The organism is Leucobacter japonicus (genome assembly GCF_001273855.1).
Classification (GTDB): Bacteria; Actinomycetota; Actinomycetes; order Actinomycetales; family Microbacteriaceae; genus Leucobacter; species Leucobacter japonicus.
This window is the reverse complement of sequence record NZ_JHBX01000076.1, coordinates 113,959-130,573: the sequence shown is the minus strand read 5'-3', so window position 1 is coordinate 130,573 and position 16,615 is coordinate 113,959. Positions and strand designations below refer to the sequence as shown.

Annotated in this window: 8 protein-coding genes; all 8 read left to right on the top strand. The window is 69.0% G+C overall.

The window, feature by feature from the left end:
* Positions 1–51 precede the first annotated feature (51 nt).
* The 8 genes from AMS67_RS00790 to AMS67_RS00755 all read left to right on the top strand — a co-directional run bounded on the left by AMS67_RS00790 (position 52) and on the right by AMS67_RS00755 (position 16,570).
* Positions 52–10,521 carry a non-ribosomal peptide synthetase gene (locus tag AMS67_RS00790; RefSeq protein ID WP_241487950.1) on the top strand — a complete coding sequence of 3,490 codons (10,470 nt, stop codon included), beginning with the start codon at positions 52–54 and terminating at the stop codon, positions 10,519–10,521.
* Positions 10,522–10,584: 63 nt separating this feature from the next.
* The gene (locus AMS67_RS00785) at positions 10,585–10,794 is read left to right on the top strand and encodes an MbtH family protein (protein WP_053351680.1); all 210 of its coding nucleotides are present in this window, start codon (positions 10,585–10,587) and stop codon (positions 10,792–10,794) included.
* 14 nt (positions 10,795–10,808) lie between these two features.
* On the top strand, positions 10,809–11,774 hold the full coding sequence (locus AMS67_RS00780) for an ATP-binding cassette domain-containing protein (RefSeq protein WP_241487949.1): 966 nt from the start codon (positions 10,809–10,811) through the stop codon (positions 11,772–11,774).
* Positions 11,771–12,571 (top strand): ABC transporter permease, encoded by an 801-nt coding sequence (locus tag AMS67_RS00775; RefSeq protein ID WP_053385667.1) that lies wholly within the window; start codon positions 11,771–11,773, stop codon positions 12,569–12,571. Before AMS67_RS00780 ends, AMS67_RS00775 begins: the two co-directional genes overlap by 4 nt.
* Complete coding sequence (locus AMS67_RS00770; protein WP_053385666.1) at positions 12,568–13,338, top strand: 4'-phosphopantetheinyl transferase family protein; 771 nt, start codon at positions 12,568–12,570, stop codon at positions 13,336–13,338. Before AMS67_RS00775 ends, AMS67_RS00770 begins: the two co-directional genes overlap by 4 nt.
* Before the next feature lie 245 nt (positions 13,339–13,583).
* Positions 13,584–14,399, top strand: coding sequence for a siderophore-interacting protein (locus AMS67_RS00765; protein WP_053385665.1), 816 nt, complete (start codon positions 13,584–13,586; stop codon positions 14,397–14,399).
* A gap of 36 nt (positions 14,400–14,435) precedes the next feature.
* Positions 14,436–15,431, top strand: a complete 996-nt coding sequence (gene fepB, locus AMS67_RS00760; protein WP_053385664.1) for a Fe2+-enterobactin ABC transporter substrate-binding protein — start codon at positions 14,436–14,438, stop codon at positions 15,429–15,431.
* Complete coding sequence (locus tag AMS67_RS00755) at positions 15,428–16,570, top strand: FecCD family ABC transporter permease (RefSeq protein WP_206541722.1); 1,143 nt, start codon at positions 15,428–15,430, stop codon at positions 16,568–16,570. Before fepB ends, AMS67_RS00755 begins: the two co-directional genes overlap by 4 nt.
* Positions 16,571–16,615: the final 45 nt, after the last annotated feature.

Below are 16,615 nucleotides of genomic sequence, written 5' to 3'. Positions count from 1 at the left end.
GATGCAGACGAGGCGCCGAACTCGATATCGGCGCCAGTACAGGAGCGCCCAGTGACTGAAAACCGCCCGCCCTTCGCCCCGGATGCTCGCGCTCGCGCGCACGGATCCTCGAGTATCGAGCTCACCGCCGCTCAGCGCGGCATCTGGTACGCCCAGCAGCTCGATCCCGAGAACCCCAGCTACCAGATCGGGCAGTACCTCGATCTGCGGGGACCAATCGACGAGCGACTGCTGCGCATCGCGCTCACGAAGACGGTCGCTGATCTCGACGCGATGAGTCTCCGCATCCGCGACGATGGTGCGGGCCCGTTCGGCGTCATCGATCGGCCGTCGCCCACTGCGAATCTACTCGAGACCGTCGATCTGCGTGACCGCGGCGAGGGCGATGCTCGGGCTGCGGCGCTCGACCGCATGGACTCGGAACTCGCGACGGCTCGCGACATTGTCGAGGGCGACCTCTTCGCCACGGTCCTGTTCCGGATCGCCGACGAGCGTTGGCTCCTCTTCCAGCGCGTGCACCACGTGCTCTTGGACGGCTATTCGGCGGTCATCGGTCTGCGGTATCTCGCGGGCGCGTACTCACGGCTCGTCAAGAGCGCGCCGGGCGGCATCCTCGGGGCGGTGCTGTCGGCCCCGATTTCGTATCTCGCGGCGCGCACCGCTTCTCCGCTGCCGAGCCTCGCCGAGCTCCAGACCCACCTTGAGGAGTACCGCAACTCCGCGCAGTTCACGACGGATGCGGAGTACTGGCGCGGTCAGTTCGCTGCCGACACGGAGGTGACCGGCCTCGAGGGGACCGCGAGCCGCGTGGCTCGTCGTGTGGAGCGGGCCTCGGTTCCGATCCCCGATGCCGACGCCGTGCGCCTGCGCGCACTCGGACGCGATATGCCGAAGACCGCAGTGGGGCTCGTCGCGCTCTACCTCTCGAAGATGACGGGGCAGTCGGAAGTCTCGCTCGGCCTCCCGGTGACGGCACGGCGGGGGCCGATCGCGAAGCAGACGCCGTCGATGCTCTCGAGTATTCTGCCGCTGCGCGTCGATGTCTCGGCGAGCCAGAGCCTTGCCGAGGTCATCGTGAGCGCGGGCGACGCCGTGCGCGGGGCGGTCGCCCACCAGCAGTTTCCCATCGGGGAGCTTGCGCCCGGGCACGGCGCCACCGGCCCCTCCGTCAACTTGCTCCCGGTCATCGACGATCTGACGTTTGGCCGCGCCCGAGGCACCGTGACGATCCTGTCGACCGGCCCCGTACGTGATCTGTCCGTGGTGATCTCGGGCCTGACGAGCGACGCCGCAGAGCCGACTCTGCAGCTCGAGGGCGATGCGGAGCTCTACTCCGCGCGCACGCTCGCCGAGCACGCCACCCGCTTGCTTGAGCTCCTCACCCAGGTGCTCGATGCGCCTGCTTCCACGGCCGTCACCGACGCCACCGTGGTCGGCGAGGCAGAGGCAACGCGCTTGCTCGCGCGCGGGGCCGGTGCCGAGATCCCGATCGGGCAAGAGTCTGTGCTGACCGCGTTCGCCGACATCGCCGAGGTACGCGGGGCAGCTCCTGCGGTGTTCGCCGCCGACGGTTCGCTGTCATTCGCCGAGGTTCAGGATCTCTCTTCACGTCTCGCGCACATCCTCGTCACCCGAGGGGTCGGCGCGGGCAGCTCCGTCGCCGTGCGCATCGAGCGCAGCAAGTACCTGCCTGTGCTGGTGCTCGCCGCTCTGAAGTCGGGGGGCGTGTACGTGCCGCTCGATCCCGAATACCCGATCGACCGCGTCAGCAACATGATCGAAGACGCGTCCCCAGAACTGTTGCTCACCAGCCCCGGCCAGGCCGAACGCGATCACGCCTCTGGCGCGAGCTGGACGGTGCCAACACTCGTCATCGATGAGACGGCCTCCGCCGAGTGGCCATCGGCACCTGCGGGCGCGGGGCACCTGCCCATTCCCCCCGCCACCGATCTCGCCTACGTGGTCTTCACCTCGGGCAGCACCGGCCGACCGAAGGGCGTCGGCGTGGAACGGTTGGCGCTGCGCAACCTCTTCGAGCACCACCGCGCAGAGATGTTCGATCCTGCGCAGGCACGGCTCGGGCGCCCCGCTCGCGTCGCGCACACCGCCGGGCTGTCGTTCGATGCGGCGTGGGATCCGCTGCTGTGGCTCTTCGCCGGCCACGAACTGCACCTCGTCGACGACGAGGTGCGTCGTGATCCGCAGCGCCTCGCGATCTTCCTGGCGGAGCACGAGATCGATTCGATCGAGACCACCCCGTCGTTCGCGGAAGCCCTCATCGCGGCGGGCCTCTTCACCCAGAGCCGGTATCCGACAGAGATCGCACTCGGCGGCGAGGCCGTCGGCCCCGAATTGTGGAACGCGCTCGCCGCGCGCAACGACGTGTACGCCGTCAATCTGTACGGCCCGACCGAGACGACGGTCGACAGCCTGATCGCCCCGATCACCGAGGGTCGCGATCCGCACCTCGGCACGTCGGTGCGCAACACGCGCCACTATCTGCTGGACGCTGCGCTGTCGCCCGTTCCCGACGGCGCCGTTGGCGAACTCTACCTCGCAGGCGCGAACGTCGCCGCAGGCTACATCGGGCAGCCGGGGCTGAGTGCGGAGCGATTTCTCGCCGATCCGTTCACCGCAGACGGCACACGTATGTATCGCACGGGTGATGTGGTGCGACGCCGCCGCAATGGCTCCCTCCGCTTCCTCGGACGCATCGATGAGCAAGTCAAGATCCGCGGGTACCGCGTCGAACTCTCGGAGGTCGAGGCGGCCCTGCGCCGGTGCGATGGGGTGACGGGCGCCGCCGCGGTGGTGCAGGGCTCTGGCGCATCGGCTCGAATCATCGGGTACGTCACCGGCGATGCCGATCTGAGCGGTCTGGGGGCGCGCGTCAAGACAGCGCTCACCGCGGAACTTCCGGCCTACATGGTGCCGGGAAACGTGCTGGCTCTCGCCGAGCTCCCGATGACTCCCAACGGCAAGCTCGATCGACGCGCCTTGCCCGAGCCGTCCGCGGTCGCCGCGGATCGAGTGCAGCAGCTGCGAACTCCCGAAGCACGCATCGTCGTCAAAGCATTCGCCGACGTTCTCGGGGTGCCGTCAATCGGTATCGGTGAAGATTTCTTCGCCGCCGGAGGCCACTCACTGCTCGCCACGCAGCTGGCGTCGCTGCTGACCGAGCGCCTCGAGCGCCAGGTCACGGTACGCGACGTTTTCGAGCGCCCGACCCCCGCCGAGCTTGCCGATCTCGCCGCGACTTCCGCAGCGACGGCGACCGCGCTCCCGTTGCAGCCCATGCCGCACGGCGCGCTTCTTCCGGTGTCGCCGACGCAGCGACGCCTCTGGTTCCTGAACTCCCTCGATCCGACCTCGAGCGCCTACAACATTCCGATCGTGCTGCACCTTGAGGGCGATCTCGATGAGGGTGCCCTCCGCGCTGCACTCCGCGACGTTGTCGCGCGTCATGAACCGCTGCGCACGGTGTTTCCGTACGTCGATGGCGAACCGCAGCAGCACATCCTCGACACGGAGGCCGGAGGGTCGACGCTGATCGCCATTGACGTTCCGGCCGAGCGACTCGATGCGATCCTGCGCGAAGAGACGTTGCGCCCGTTCGACGTCACCACCGAGGTGCCGCTGCGCGCCGTGCTGCTGCGCACGTCGCCGACGCGCCGCACGCTCGTCGTCACCCTGCACCACATCGCCGCCGATGGCTGGTCGCTCGCGCCGTTCGCCGCCGACCTGTCGCAGGCGTACCAGGCGCGCGCGGCCGGCGGTGACGCGCTCCCCGACCTCCCGGTCAGTTACGCCGATTACACGCTGTGGCAGCGCGCGTCGCTCGGCTCACCCGAAGACTCGGAGAGCGCGATCAGTGCGCAGCTCGACTACTGGCGTCGCGCCCTCGCCGAAGCTCCTGAAGAGATCGAGTTGCCGCGGGATCGCCCGCGCGGTCATGCGCTGAGCGACATCGGGCATCTCGCGTTCGAAATCGACGCCGAGCGTCATGCCCAGCTGCGCGCCGCAGCTCAGGAGCACCGCACGAGCCTGTTCATCCTGTTGCACGCAGCGGTCGCGGCCGCCCTCGGCCAGCACGGCGCCGGCACCGACATCGTGATCGGCACCCCGGTCGCCGGGCGCAGCGACCCGCAGCTGAACGAACTCATCGGCTTCTTCGTGAACACGGTGCCGCTGCGCACCTCCCTCAGTGGCAACCCGACCCTCGACGAACTCGTTGAGCGCGTACGCACGAGCAATACCGAGGCCTACGCTCACCAAGACGTGCCGTTCGATGCGATCGTCGATGCGCTGCGCCCGTCGCGAGTGGCCGATCGGCACCCCGTGTTCCAGGTGCTGCTCACCCTGCAGAACACCGCGCCCGCACGCCTCGATCTCGACGGGGTCGAGATCACGGTGCCCGGCCAGGTGACGAGCGCTGGCGTGAAGACAGACCTGATGCTCGACTTCGCGACGCCCGGCGGCGATGATGGCGCGCTGCATGCTGCGCTGGCCTACGACCGCGCCCTCTTCGATGCGCCCACCATCGCGAGCATGCGCGATTCCGTCGATCGCCTGCTTGCAGCGCTGGTCGAGCGGTCCGAGCGTCGGCTCTCCGATATTGAGGCGATCGACGCTTCCGATCGCGAACGCATCACGCGGCAGTCGAGCGGCCCGACCCGAGATGTGTCGGGCACCGTGCTCGACGCGCTCGACGCGCAGGTCGGCGCGCACCCCGATGAGACCGCCCTCATCGACGATGCCGGATCGCTGACCTTTGCCGATGCCCGGGCCCGCATCGATGCCGTCGCGCGAGCGCTGCTGCTGTCGGGCGTGCACCAGGGTGACCGTATTGCCGTGGCGCTGCCTCGCTCGGCCGATGCCATCATCACCGTACTTGCGGCGCAGCGCGCTGGTGCGGTCGCGGTTCCGGTCGATATCGACTACCCGGATGCGCGCGTCACGCAGATCTTGGAGGCCGCGGCACCCGAGCTGCTCATAGCGACCGACACGCTCCGTTTCGGTCCGCTCGCCGAGGCCGCCGGCACCGTCGTCATCGATCCCGCGACGCTGTCGGAGCGCGACGGTCGAAGCGAGACCGGGCCTGAGCTGCCGCAGGTGCAGGCCGAAAACGCCGCTTACCTTGTTTTCACCTCGGGCACGACCGGCACCCCCAAGGGCGTGCAAGTGCCGCACTCGGCGCTGATGAACGTGTTCGCGCAGCACCTCGACACAATGATCGAGCCGTTCCGCGCACAGATCGACGGTCGCTCCCCGCGTGTGCTGCACGTTGCCGGCCTCGGCTTCGACGCGGCGTGGGATCCGATCCTGTGGCTGGCTGCCGGGTCGACACTCGTCATGGCGAACGACGACACCCGACGCGACGCCGCGGCCCTCGTCGATGCGCTCGACACCTACGCGATCGATGTGCTCGAGACGACGCCGTCGTACGTGCGACAGCTCGTGAGCAGCGGCCTGCTCGACCGGGCGCAGGGGCGTGCCACCCCGCTGCTCATCGCGGTCGGTGGCGAGGCCATCTCGCCAGAGCTGTGGCAATCGCTCGCCGCGGACGACGCCATCGAGGCGTGGAACCTGTACGGACCGAGCGAGTTCACCGTCGACTCCGTCGTCGCACGCGTGCAGAGCGACGCGGGTGTGCGCATCGGCCATCCGATCACCAATGTGCGCGCACGGGTGCTCGACGAGTACCTCCGCGAGGTGCCCGATGGCGTCACCGGTGAGTTGTACCTCTCCGGTGCGTCCGAAGCCCACGGGTATCGTGGTCGCGCTGCCGAGACGGCGAGCGCGTTCATCGCCGACCCGAGCGGCACCGGGTCGCGGATGTATCGCACCGGAGACCTCGTGCGGCGCCACCGCGACGGCTCCCTCGAGTACCTGCGGCGCGACGACGATCAGGTCAAGCTGCGCGGGTACCGCATCGAACTCGCGGATGTCGAGCGCGCACTCGAACGCGCCGATGGGGTCACGGGTGCCGTGGCGCGCGTGGATACTCCGGCCGGCCCCGACAGCGCACGCATCGTCGCCTGGGTGGCAAGTCCTGGCGCACCCGATAACACCGGGTCGGGCGACCGCATCCTCGCGACCGCGCGCGAGCAGCTGCCCGCCTACATGGTGCCGACGACGGTGCTCACGGTCGATCGCATTCCGCTGACGCCGAACGGCAAGGTCGATGTCGCGGCACTCCCCGCCCCTGCATCTCATGCGCAATCCCGCACCCCTGAGAGCGATGCGGAGCAGCTGATGTGCACCGCGTTCGCGACGATCACCGGCGCGGATTCCGTGGGCATGGACGATGATTTCTTCGCACTGGGAGGCCACTCGCTGCTCGCCGTCGCGCTCATCGGAGAGATCCGTGAGCGATTCGGCACGGCCCCCGCGGTGCGCGCCGTGTTCGACGCCCCCACTCCCGCGGGCCTGCTCGCCCACACGCTGCAGTCGAACGATGATCGCGCGGCCGCTGTCGCGGCGAGCGCTCCCAAGCCGCAAGTTGAACCGTTGTCTGCGTGGGTCGCGGCCCACCCGCGCGGCGACGACAGCGATGCTCCAGTCTCGCCGGGCCAGGCACGACTCTGGTTCGTGAATCGTCTCGACTCGACTTCGGGTGACTACAACGTCGTGCTGGGCGCCGATCTCGCAGGTGACCTCGATGTCGATGCGCTTTCCGGGGCAGTGGACGATCTGGTCGCACGCCACGAGATCCTGCGCACCACCTACCCCGAGGTCGATGGTGCGCCCGTGCAGCGCGTGCATGCGGCGACCTCCGGAGTCTTGCAGCACGGCCGCATCGACGCCACGGCCGGTTTCGAACTGACGCGCGAGCTTCCCTTGCGCGCCGGTATCGAATCCCTCGGGGCGCAGCGCTGGCGTCTGCAGCTTGTCGTGCACCACATTGCGACCGACGGTGCTTCGCTCGATCCGATGCTGCGCGACCTCGCCGCGGTCTACGCTGCGCGCACGGATCGCGCGTCGGCTGACCTCGCTCCACTCCCGGGTCAGTTCAGTGATTACGCCCGCCAGCTGGCAGCGACCCGAAATGCCGACCGCGAAGATGCCGATCTGCACGCCTGGGTCGAGCACCTGTCGGGCGCACCCGGCGAGCTCGTGCTTCCCGCCGACGGCGCTCGCGAGCATCACGCGACGCAGCCGGCGGCGCAGGTCACCTTCGCTGTACCGGCTCGCACGGCCGCTGCGCTCTCGTCGTTCGCCGCGGGCATTCGCGCAACCGACTTTCACGGGTGGTTGGGCGCGCTGAGCGCGTTCCTGATGCGCACCGGTGCCGGGTCAGATCTCGTGATCGGCACGCCGTCAGCCGGGCGGTCGGATCCCGACCTCGCGCCGCTCGTCGGGTTCTTCGTCAACACCTTGCCCGTGCGCCTGCAGCTCGGAGACGAGGCGTCGCTCGCCGACGCCGTCGCAACCGCGCGATCCGCAGCCCTGTTCGGTATCGACCACGAGCACGTGCCGTTCGAGCGCATCGTCGAAGCAGCGGGGCCCGAGCGGGCGCTCGGTCGGCACCCGCTGTTTCAGACGCTGCTGACGGTGGAGCAGCCGCACGAGTTCGCCCTTGAGCTGCCCGGCGTCACGGTGACCCCCGAGGTCTCGGCGAGCACCGGCGCCGCAAAAGCGGACCTGTCCTTCACACTGCGCCCCTCCGCGCCCGGGGCAGAAGTGCTCGGCACTCTCGAATTCAACTCTGCGCTCTTCAGCGAGGCAGCTGCGCACGGGCTCGTGCGGCGCTTCGTCGCCTTCCTTGAGAGTGCCCTCGATGCACCCGACGCACCGATCGCGGCGACCGACATCGCGGGGACCCCGGCGCGCCTGCCGGCGTGGTCGAGCAACCGCGCGGAGTTGGGGAGCGCCGCATTGGCCGACGCTGACGCGAACAGCGCACCGGTCAGCGTGCTCGACGCATTCGACGCCACCGTCACACGCGATGGCTCGCACACCGCGATGGTCACTGCCGAGGGCAGCCTGACGTTCGCAGAGCTCGCGCACCGCACCACCGAAATCACCGCAGGGCTTCGTGCGGCAGGCGTCGGCTCGGGCTCCGTGGTCGCCACCCGTCTGCCGCGGTCGTTCGACACCATTGCTGTGCTCCTCGGTATCTGGCGCGCGGGGGCTGTCGCGATGCCGATCGACCCCGAGTATCCGCCCGAGCGCGTCGAAGCCATGCTCGCCGCGGCCGATCCGGCACTCGTGATCGATGGAGATGTCGACGCGGCACTGCGCACTGCCGAGCGGGATCGGACCGCGCTCGAGCACACCGACCCGGCGCACCCGCGGGACGTGTCTCTCGACGACCCGGCATACCTCATTTTCACCTCGGGTACGACTGGCAAGCCCAAGGGCGTGCAGGTGCCGCACCGCGCGCTCGCGAGCCTGCTGCGCAGCCATCGGGCGACCCTGCTCCCCGATTCGGCACTGCGGCGAGCGCGGTTCGCGCACACGACGGGTGTCGGCTTCGACGCGGCGATGGATCCGGTGCTCTGGTTGGCCGAGGGCCACGAGGTTCACCTGATCGGCGATGAGACGCGCCGTGACCCTGAGGCGCTGTTGCAGTACTTCGCCGCGCAGCGCATCACAGCGTGGGAGACGACGCCGAGTTACGTCGAGGCGGTGAGCCGACAGACGAGGCTTGCCGAGTGGCTCGACGCCTGCGAGGCTGACGAGCCGTTCACGCTGCTGCTCGGCGGCGAGGCTGTCACCGACGGGATGTGGCAGTGGGCGCGCGAACGCCGCGCGCTGCAGGCGTGGAACCTCTACGGACCGACCGAGGTGGGCGTCGATTCGATGCTCGCCGATGTTGCAGCGGCTTCGCAGCCGACGCTGGGGGCGACCACCACGGACACGGTGGGCTACGTGCTCGACCGCGGGTTGCGCCCGGTGCCAGTCGGAACCATTGGCGAGCTGTGGCTCGCAGGCCCGCAGCTCGCCCACGGGTATCTCGGCCGCGCGGCCGCAACCGCCGATCGGTTCGTGGCCGACCCCTTCGCGCGTGATGGCTCCCGCATGTACCGCACGGGCGATCTCGTTGCTGTGCGCGACCCGCAGGGTGACGAGACCGGGCGTGTGGTCTCGCTCGGCCGCAGTGATGCGCAGGTGAAGATTCGTGGCCACCGCGTCGAACCTGACGAACTGCGTCTCGTGCTTGAGGCGCAGCCGGGAGTGGAACACGCAGTGGTGCTGCCGGTGCCGCAGGGTGAGCAGACGGTGCTCGGCGCATGGGTCGTGACTGATCACTCTGACGATCTGACCGCACTCGAGAGCGCCCTGCGCGAGGCCGTGCAGGGTCGCGTCCCTGAGTACATGGTGCCCTCGGCACTCTCCTTCATCGACCGCGTACCGCTGACACAGAATGGAAAGCTGGATCGCCAGGCCCTCCCCGATCTGCACGCCTCTGGCGGCGCCGGTCGCGCGCCCGAGACACCCGCAGAGGTCGCCGTGGCCGCCGCGTTCGCCGAGGCGCTCGGCGTCGAAGATGTGCGTGCCGACGACGCGTTCTTTGCCCTCGGCGGGCACTCGTTCATCGCGCAGCCCGTGATTCGTGCGGTCAATGCGGCGCTCGGGTCGACGCTTCCGGTGCAGGCCGTGTTCCAGGCCCCGACTGTGGCCGGTCTTGCTGCGCTCGCGGAACGCGGCGAGGGCGATATCGCTGCCAGCCTGCTGCCGATCCTGCCCTTGCGCCCCGTGAGCGAACCCGGCGCATCGCGCACCCCGCTATTTGCTGTGCACCCGGCATCGGGCGTCTCCTGGAAATTCGCGGGTCTGCTCGCGCATCTCGACGCCTCACAGCCGCTGTACGGGCTGCAGTTGCCAGCGATCACTCCCGACGTTGAGGCGCTGTCGTTTGACGCGTTGCCTGAACTGCTCGACGAGTACGTCGCGGCGATGCGCTCCGTGCAGCCCGAAGGCCCCTACCGCCTGATCGGGTTCTCATTCGGCGGCCGGCTGGCGCAGCATCTCGCCGCGCACCTGCAATCGCAGGGTGCTGAGGTTGAGCTTCTGGCGATCCTCGATGCGTACCCCACCGAGCATTCGGCGATTGCCGGAGTCGACGGAGGTGACGCCATGTGGCGCGCTTTTCTCGACGCGAACGACGTGGCCGCGCCCGAGTTCGAGCTCGATGCGGCATCGACGCGGCGAGTGCTCGCCGAGGCGGGCAACCCCGCTGCCGACATCCCTGACGAGTCGATCGAACGCCTGGTGCATGGATTCCTGCGTCTTGGGGCTCTGCTTGATGAGACGGCAGTGCCCATGTTCGCCGGTGATCTGCACGTGTTCGAGGCAACCGTCGACGTGCCCAGCGACCGGCCGGGCCCGGAAGCCTGGGAACCCTTCACCCGCGGTTCCGTGACGGCGAGCGACGTGCCTGCCCGTCACTCCGCACTGCTGTCTGACGACGCCGTGCGCGCATTCGCGCCGCAGCTCGAACGACTCATCGCGGATGCTCAGGCGCGTCGCACAAACCGATCCGTGGAGGGTTCCGAAGCACCAGAGAGCCTCTGATTCACGCTTGGTACCGGCCCGCCCGGCATCGCATCACACCCGACGGAGAGAGAAGAGTTCATCATGACCAACCCGTTCGATGACACGTCAGCCGACTTCCGAGTGCTCGTGAACGAGCTGCAGCAGCACTCGCTCTGGCCCGAGTTCGCCGATGTGCCCGCTGGATGGGTGTCCGTCTTCGGCCCCGCCCCGAAACCCGCCTGCCTCGATTACGTGACCGAGAACTGGGAGGACATCACTCCGGTTCGCGATCGCGACTTGGCGGTCTCGTGATTTCTGTTCGCGGCTTGAGCAAGCGGTTCGGGGCGTTCACGGCGCTCGACGACGTCAATCTGGAAGTCCCCGCAGGCACGGTGCACGCGCTGCTCGGGCCGAACGGTGCCGGAAAGACGACGACCGTGCGCGTCGTGACAACCCTGCTCGAACCGGATGCCGGCGAAGTGGAGGTTGCCGGGCACTCCGTGCGGCGCGACGCACACGGAGTGCGGTCAAGCCTCGGCGTCTCCGGGCAATACGCCGCGGTCGACGAAAAACTCACCGGCGCCGAAAACCTCACGCTGGTGGGCGAGCTCTACGGCATGCGCCGACGCGATGCACAGGCGCGGGCAGCCGAGCTGCTGCGAGATTTCAGGCTCGACGATCTGCCGCGCCAGAAACGAGCGGGCGAGTACTCGGGCGGCATGCGCCGTCGGCTCGACCTCGCGGGCGCCATCGTTGCGCGGCCCCCCGTGGTGATCTTGGATGAGCCCACCACCGGCCTCGACCCGCGCGGACGACGCGATACGTGGGATGCGGTGCAGTCGCTGACGCAGGCCGGCACCACCGTGCTGCTCACCACGCAGTACCTCGAAGAGGCCGATCAGCTCGCCGATCGCATCTCCGTGATCGATGCCGGGCGCATCGTCGCCGAGGGCACCGCCCACGAACTCAAGCTGCGTGCCGGCGGCGCCGCGATCGATCTCGTGCTCGCCTCGGCCACCGATGGTGCACGCGCGGTGGAGCTCGCGAGCCGCGCCGGTCTGCGCGTCGGAATCGATGAGCGCGGCACACGCGTGACCGCGTCTGCGCCCCGGGGCAGCACCGACCTGGCCGCCGTGCTCGAGGCGCTGGCGAGCGCCGACATCGAAGTTGTCGAGGCCGCGCTGCGGCAGCCGACGCTCGACGAGGTCTTCCTGCAGCTCACCGGCACCACGCCGGCGGAGGCCGCATCCGTGCCAGACACCGACCGACAGATCGAGGAGGTCAGCCGATGAACGCCATCACCGCAGCTTTCCGCGACGGAGGCATCGTCGCGCGCCGCAACGTCGTCAACGTGCGACGCACTCCCGGCGCCCTCGTCACCGGCATCGCCCAGCCGATCATCTTCGTGCTGATTCTCGCCTTCGTCTTCGGCGGGGCTCTCGGCGGCGCAGACTACCGGCAGTTTCTCATCGGCGGCATTCTCGCGCAGACGCTCACGTTCAACTCGTCGTTCACCGCCGTGTACCTCGCGAAAGACCTCCAATCGGGGCTCATCGACCGACTCCGCACGCTGCCGATGTCGCGAGTCGGGGTGATCCTCGGCCGCACCACCTCCGATCTCGTCACGAGCATCATCTCGATCGCCGTCATTCTGGTGTGCGGTGTGGCGATCGGGTGGCGTGTCGAAACCGGGGCGCTGCAGGTGCTCACCGGGGTCGTGCTGCTGCTGCTGTTCGCGTTCGCCACTTCATGGATCGGCGCCACCATTGCCCTCACCGCCCGCAGCGTCGAGGTCGCGCAGAGTCTCGGGCTGCTCTGGCTGTTTCCCGTGTGCTTCATCTCTGGGGCGTTCGTCTCAGCCGACATGCTTCCCGGGCCGCTGCGCGCCTTTGCCGAATGGAACCCGGTCACCGCCGTCGCCACGGCCATTCGCGAGCTCTTCGGCAACGGCGCCCCCGAGGGCTTCGCGGTCGCCGGGGGATGGCCCGCCGGTCACGCCGTGCTCTACGCCTTTCTGTGCAGCATCGCGATCATCGCGATCTTTGCACCGATCGCCGTCGGCCAGTATCGGCGCATCAGTCGCCGATGATCGAGCTGCTGAGCGCGCGGGTCGACGACGTGCTCGCGGGTGCTGAGGCGTGCGCAAGCGCGCAGGATCACCGAGCCGCCGCACGCCGCCGCACGCCCGAGCTCCAGCGTCGCACGCTCGCCGGGCGCGCGGCACTGCGACTGCTGGCAGCTCGGTGCCTGGGCGTCTCGACAGACAACGCAGGCGAATTGCCGATCGACCGCACCTGCCTCGACTGCGATGAACCGCACGGGCGACCGACCATGAGCGGGCTGGCGCTCAGCTCGTCGACGAGCGGCGATCACGTGCTTGTTGCGGTCGCTGCGGACGACGAGGCGTCCGCTCACCCGGTCGATTTGGGCGTCGATGTCGAAGTGATCCCGCACCAGCTCTGGCCAGGGTTCGATGAGTATGCGCTGCACCCGAGCGAGCGAGATCGGGTGCCCGGCTTCGATTCGCTGGCCGGGATTGCGGCGCGTGTCCGCCTGTGGACGCAGAAGGAAGCGGTGCTGAAAGCGACTGGTGACGGGCTGCGCGTCTCACCGGCCACGGTGCACTGCGGTGCGGCGAGCCGTGTCGGCGCGAGACCGACCACCCCCTGGCGTCGCGCGCAGGGTGTGGGCGAGGGAAGCTCAGCTGCGGACATTCGGTCGATCTCCGTGCGCACGCTGATGCTCGGAGATGACACGCGCGCCGCCGTCGCCACCTCGGGCTTTCAGCACTGCAGACTCTGGACGCTCGAGCAGCTCGCACCTCCCACCCCCTCCTTCTCTTCCACCTCCACCTAGACCCCCACCTCCACCTCCACCTCCACCTCCACCTCCACCTCCACCTCGACCTCGACCTCGACCTCGAAAGCACCATTTTCTGTCGAGTGCACCCACACTTCGGGCGTGCACTCGAACGAAACTGGTGCGCTCGGGTAGCGGCATGCGGGGCACGGCGCTGGGCGGGTGACTTGACGCGCCCCGACTAAGCCAGGCTAGGCTTACCTTCATCGGAGGAACACTCCGAGTGTTCTGATGGAGTTGTTATGCCCGCCACACCCCGTGCCGTTCGCGTCGAGATGCACGAACTCCGCGTGCGCACCCTGTTCGTCACGAAGACCGAGCGCCTCGGGCCGCGGATGCAGCGCATCACGCTGAACGGCGAACAGCTGGAGCCCGGCTTTCCGGCACCCGCGTTCGCCGCCGCCGATCACGTGAAGATCGTGCTGCCCGACCCGCAGAGCGGCGAGGTGCCGGTGCCCGGCCTCTCCTATGACGGCCGGCTCGTGCGGCTGCAGGAGATCCCGACGCCCGTGCGGGATTACACCGTGCGCGCCGTGAGCCCAGCCGGACTCGTCATCGATTTCGTGCTGCACGAGCACGGCCCCGCGGGCAGCTGGGCCGCAGAAGCAGCGGTGGGATCGCCGCTCGGCATCCTCGGCCCGCGCGGTTCGCACATCTACCCCGACGGCTATGCGCACTACGTGCTGATCGCCGACGAAACCGCGCTGCCCGCCGTCGCCCGATGGCTCGATGAGCCGGGTTGGGCCGCGCGAGTCGACGTGCATGCCCTGGTGCAGAGCGCCGACGAATACCCGCTGCCGCCCCGCGCCCACACCACCGTCACGCACCACGTGCATCCGCTGGGTCGCACCCGCGCGACCGTGCTCGAGCAACTCGCCCACGACCTCGAACTCACCGACGACACGTTCGTCTGGGCGGCCGGTGAGGCCGACAGTCTGAAGCCCCTCCGTCGCGCCCTCAAGGCGCGCGGCTTGCACCGCGACCAGTACGAGGTCGACGGCTATTGGCGGCAGGGCACCGCGAATCTCGACCACCACATCGTCGACGACGACGACTGAGCACCACCCGCAGTACACCCCAGAGAAAGTCGACGAATGAAGCGAACACCCCTGTCCATAGCCGCCCTGCTGACCGCCGCAGCGCTCACGCTCACCGGCTGCTCGACCTCGGCGTCTTCGAACGCCGACACCGACGCTCCCGCCGCTGCGTCAGAGGGCGAATGGCCGCGCACCATCGAGCACGAGGCCGGCAGCACGGTCATCCCTGAGATGCCCGAGAACATCGTGTCGACATCGATCACACTGACGGGCAGCCTGCTCGCCATTGACGCGCCGGTCACGGCGACCGCCACCACGACGCCGAGCGAGATCACCGATGCCGATGGCTTCTTCAGCCAGTGGTCGGATGTCGCATCTGAGCGCGGCGTCGAATCGCTCTACCCCAACCTCGAGTTCGACGAGGAGGCCGTGTTGGCGGCCGACCCCGATCTGATCATCGTCTCGGCGAGCGGGGCAGACTCCACGGTCGATCAGTACGACGCGCTCTCGGCGATCGCGCCGACGATCGTGCTGAACTACGGCGACAAGACGTGGCAAGACCTCGCGGCCGAACTCGGCGAGGCCACCGGCCACGAAGACGACGCGACTGCCGTGGTGCAGGGCTTCGACGATCGCGTCGCCGAGGTCGCCGACGAAATCACCGTACCCGAGGGCACCGCGAACGCCATCGTCTGGAACGGCACCGAGAACCCCACGGCATTCGCCAAGCCCGGCAGCTCGCACGCAGACCTGCTCGAGTCGCTCGGCTTCTCGATCGAGGGGGCGTCTGACGACCTCGACACCAGCGAGCAGGCGCGCGACGATTTCGCGTTCCTGGCAGTCGAGAACGTCACGAGCGCACTGACTGGCGAGGTCGTGTTCCTGATCTCGGGAGGCGATTCGAGCGAGGCCGACCTCCTGAGCACGCCGGTGCTTGCGACCGCTCCGGCAATCGCCGCCAAGCAGGTCTACCCCCTCGGCCCGGATTCGTTCCGCATCGACTACTACAGCGCGTCCGAGATCGTCGACCTGGTCGCCGCCGACTTCGCGTGACCAGCAGCACCACCGCCCCGTCGGCCCTGCGCCGGCGGGGCGCCCCGGGCGAATCGGCTGATTCCGGCGCGGGATCCGTCGCGCCGGCCAAAGGCCGCGCGGGTGGCCCGTCCGCCTCCGCCTCAACGCGACGATCTCGACGCCGCAAGTTGATTCTCGCGCTGGCCCTCGGCGTCGGCGCGCTCGCGGTACTCGCGGTGCTGAGCGTCTTCGTCGGCACCCGGGCACTCGCCCCGAGCGAGGTCTGGCAGGCGATCATCGCGCACGACCCCACGAATGGGGTGCACCTGGTCGTCACCGAGTTGCGTCTGCCGCGCACGGCACTGGCGATTCTCGTGGGCGCCGCCCTGGGGGTCGCGGGCACGATCATGCAGGCGCTGACACGCAATCCGCTCGCAGAGCCCGGCATTTTGGGGGTGAACGCGGGCGCGGCAGCGGCGACGGCCACCGGCATCGGTCTGTTCGGCGGATCCCTCGGCACGTTCGGCCTGATCGGGTTCTCCTTTCTGGGCGCGGCGCTCGCCTCCGTCGCCGTCGCCGGTCTCGGCGGCATCTTCCGCCGTGGCGCAGACCCGGTGAGACTGGTGCTCGCCGGTGCGGCACTCGCCGTGACCCTCGGCGCGTACACCCAAGCGCTGCTCATCAACTTCCCCGAGGTGTTCGACACGTTCCGGCACTGGGCGGTCGGCTCGGTGCAGGGCCGCGACGGCACCCTCGTGCTTCCGGCAACCCTGCTGATCGTGCCTGCGATCATCGTCGCCGCACTGCTCGGCCGTCAGTTCAACGCGACGGCGCTCGGCAGCAATCTCGGCCGAACGCTCGGCGCTGATCCGCGTCGCACCCTGTGGGCCGGAGCCGTGCTGCTGGTGCTGCTCGCGGGGACCGCGACCGCGGTCGCGGGGCCGATCGCCTTCGTCGGTCTCACTGCACCGCTCGCCGTGCGGTTGCTCGTGGGCCCCGACTATCGCTGGATCATCCCGCTGTCGGCCGTTTATGCGGCGGTGCTCGTGATCGGCGCCGACATCATCGGCCGCATCCTGCTGCCACCCACCGAATTGGAGACCTCGATCGTGACCGCACTGATCGGTGCACCCGTGTTCATCCTGCTCGCCCGACGTCGACGGCTGATGCGCCTGTGAACGCGACGCCCACCGCACTGCCGACCAGTGGAGCGAGACGCTCCC

Bases quoted from the DNA above. Each gene is read 5' to 3' on its own strand.
- AMS67_RS00775 (WP_053385667.1), top strand. From the start codon at position 11,771: ATGAACGCCATCACCGCAGCTTTCCGCGACGGAGGCATCGTCGCGCGC.
- AMS67_RS00770 (WP_053385666.1), top strand. From the start codon at position 12,568: ATGATCGAGCTGCTGAGCGCGCGGGTCGACGACGTGCTCGCGGGTGCT.
- AMS67_RS00765 (WP_053385665.1), top strand. From the start codon at position 13,584: ATGCCCGCCACACCCCGTGCCGTTCGCGTCGAGATGCACGAACTCCGC.
- AMS67_RS00785 (WP_053351680.1), top strand. From the start codon at position 10,585: ATGACCAACCCGTTCGATGACACGTCAGCCGACTTCCGAGTGCTCGTG.
- fepB (WP_053385664.1), top strand. From the start codon at position 14,436: ATGAAGCGAACACCCCTGTCCATAGCCGCCCTGCTGACCGCCGCAGCG.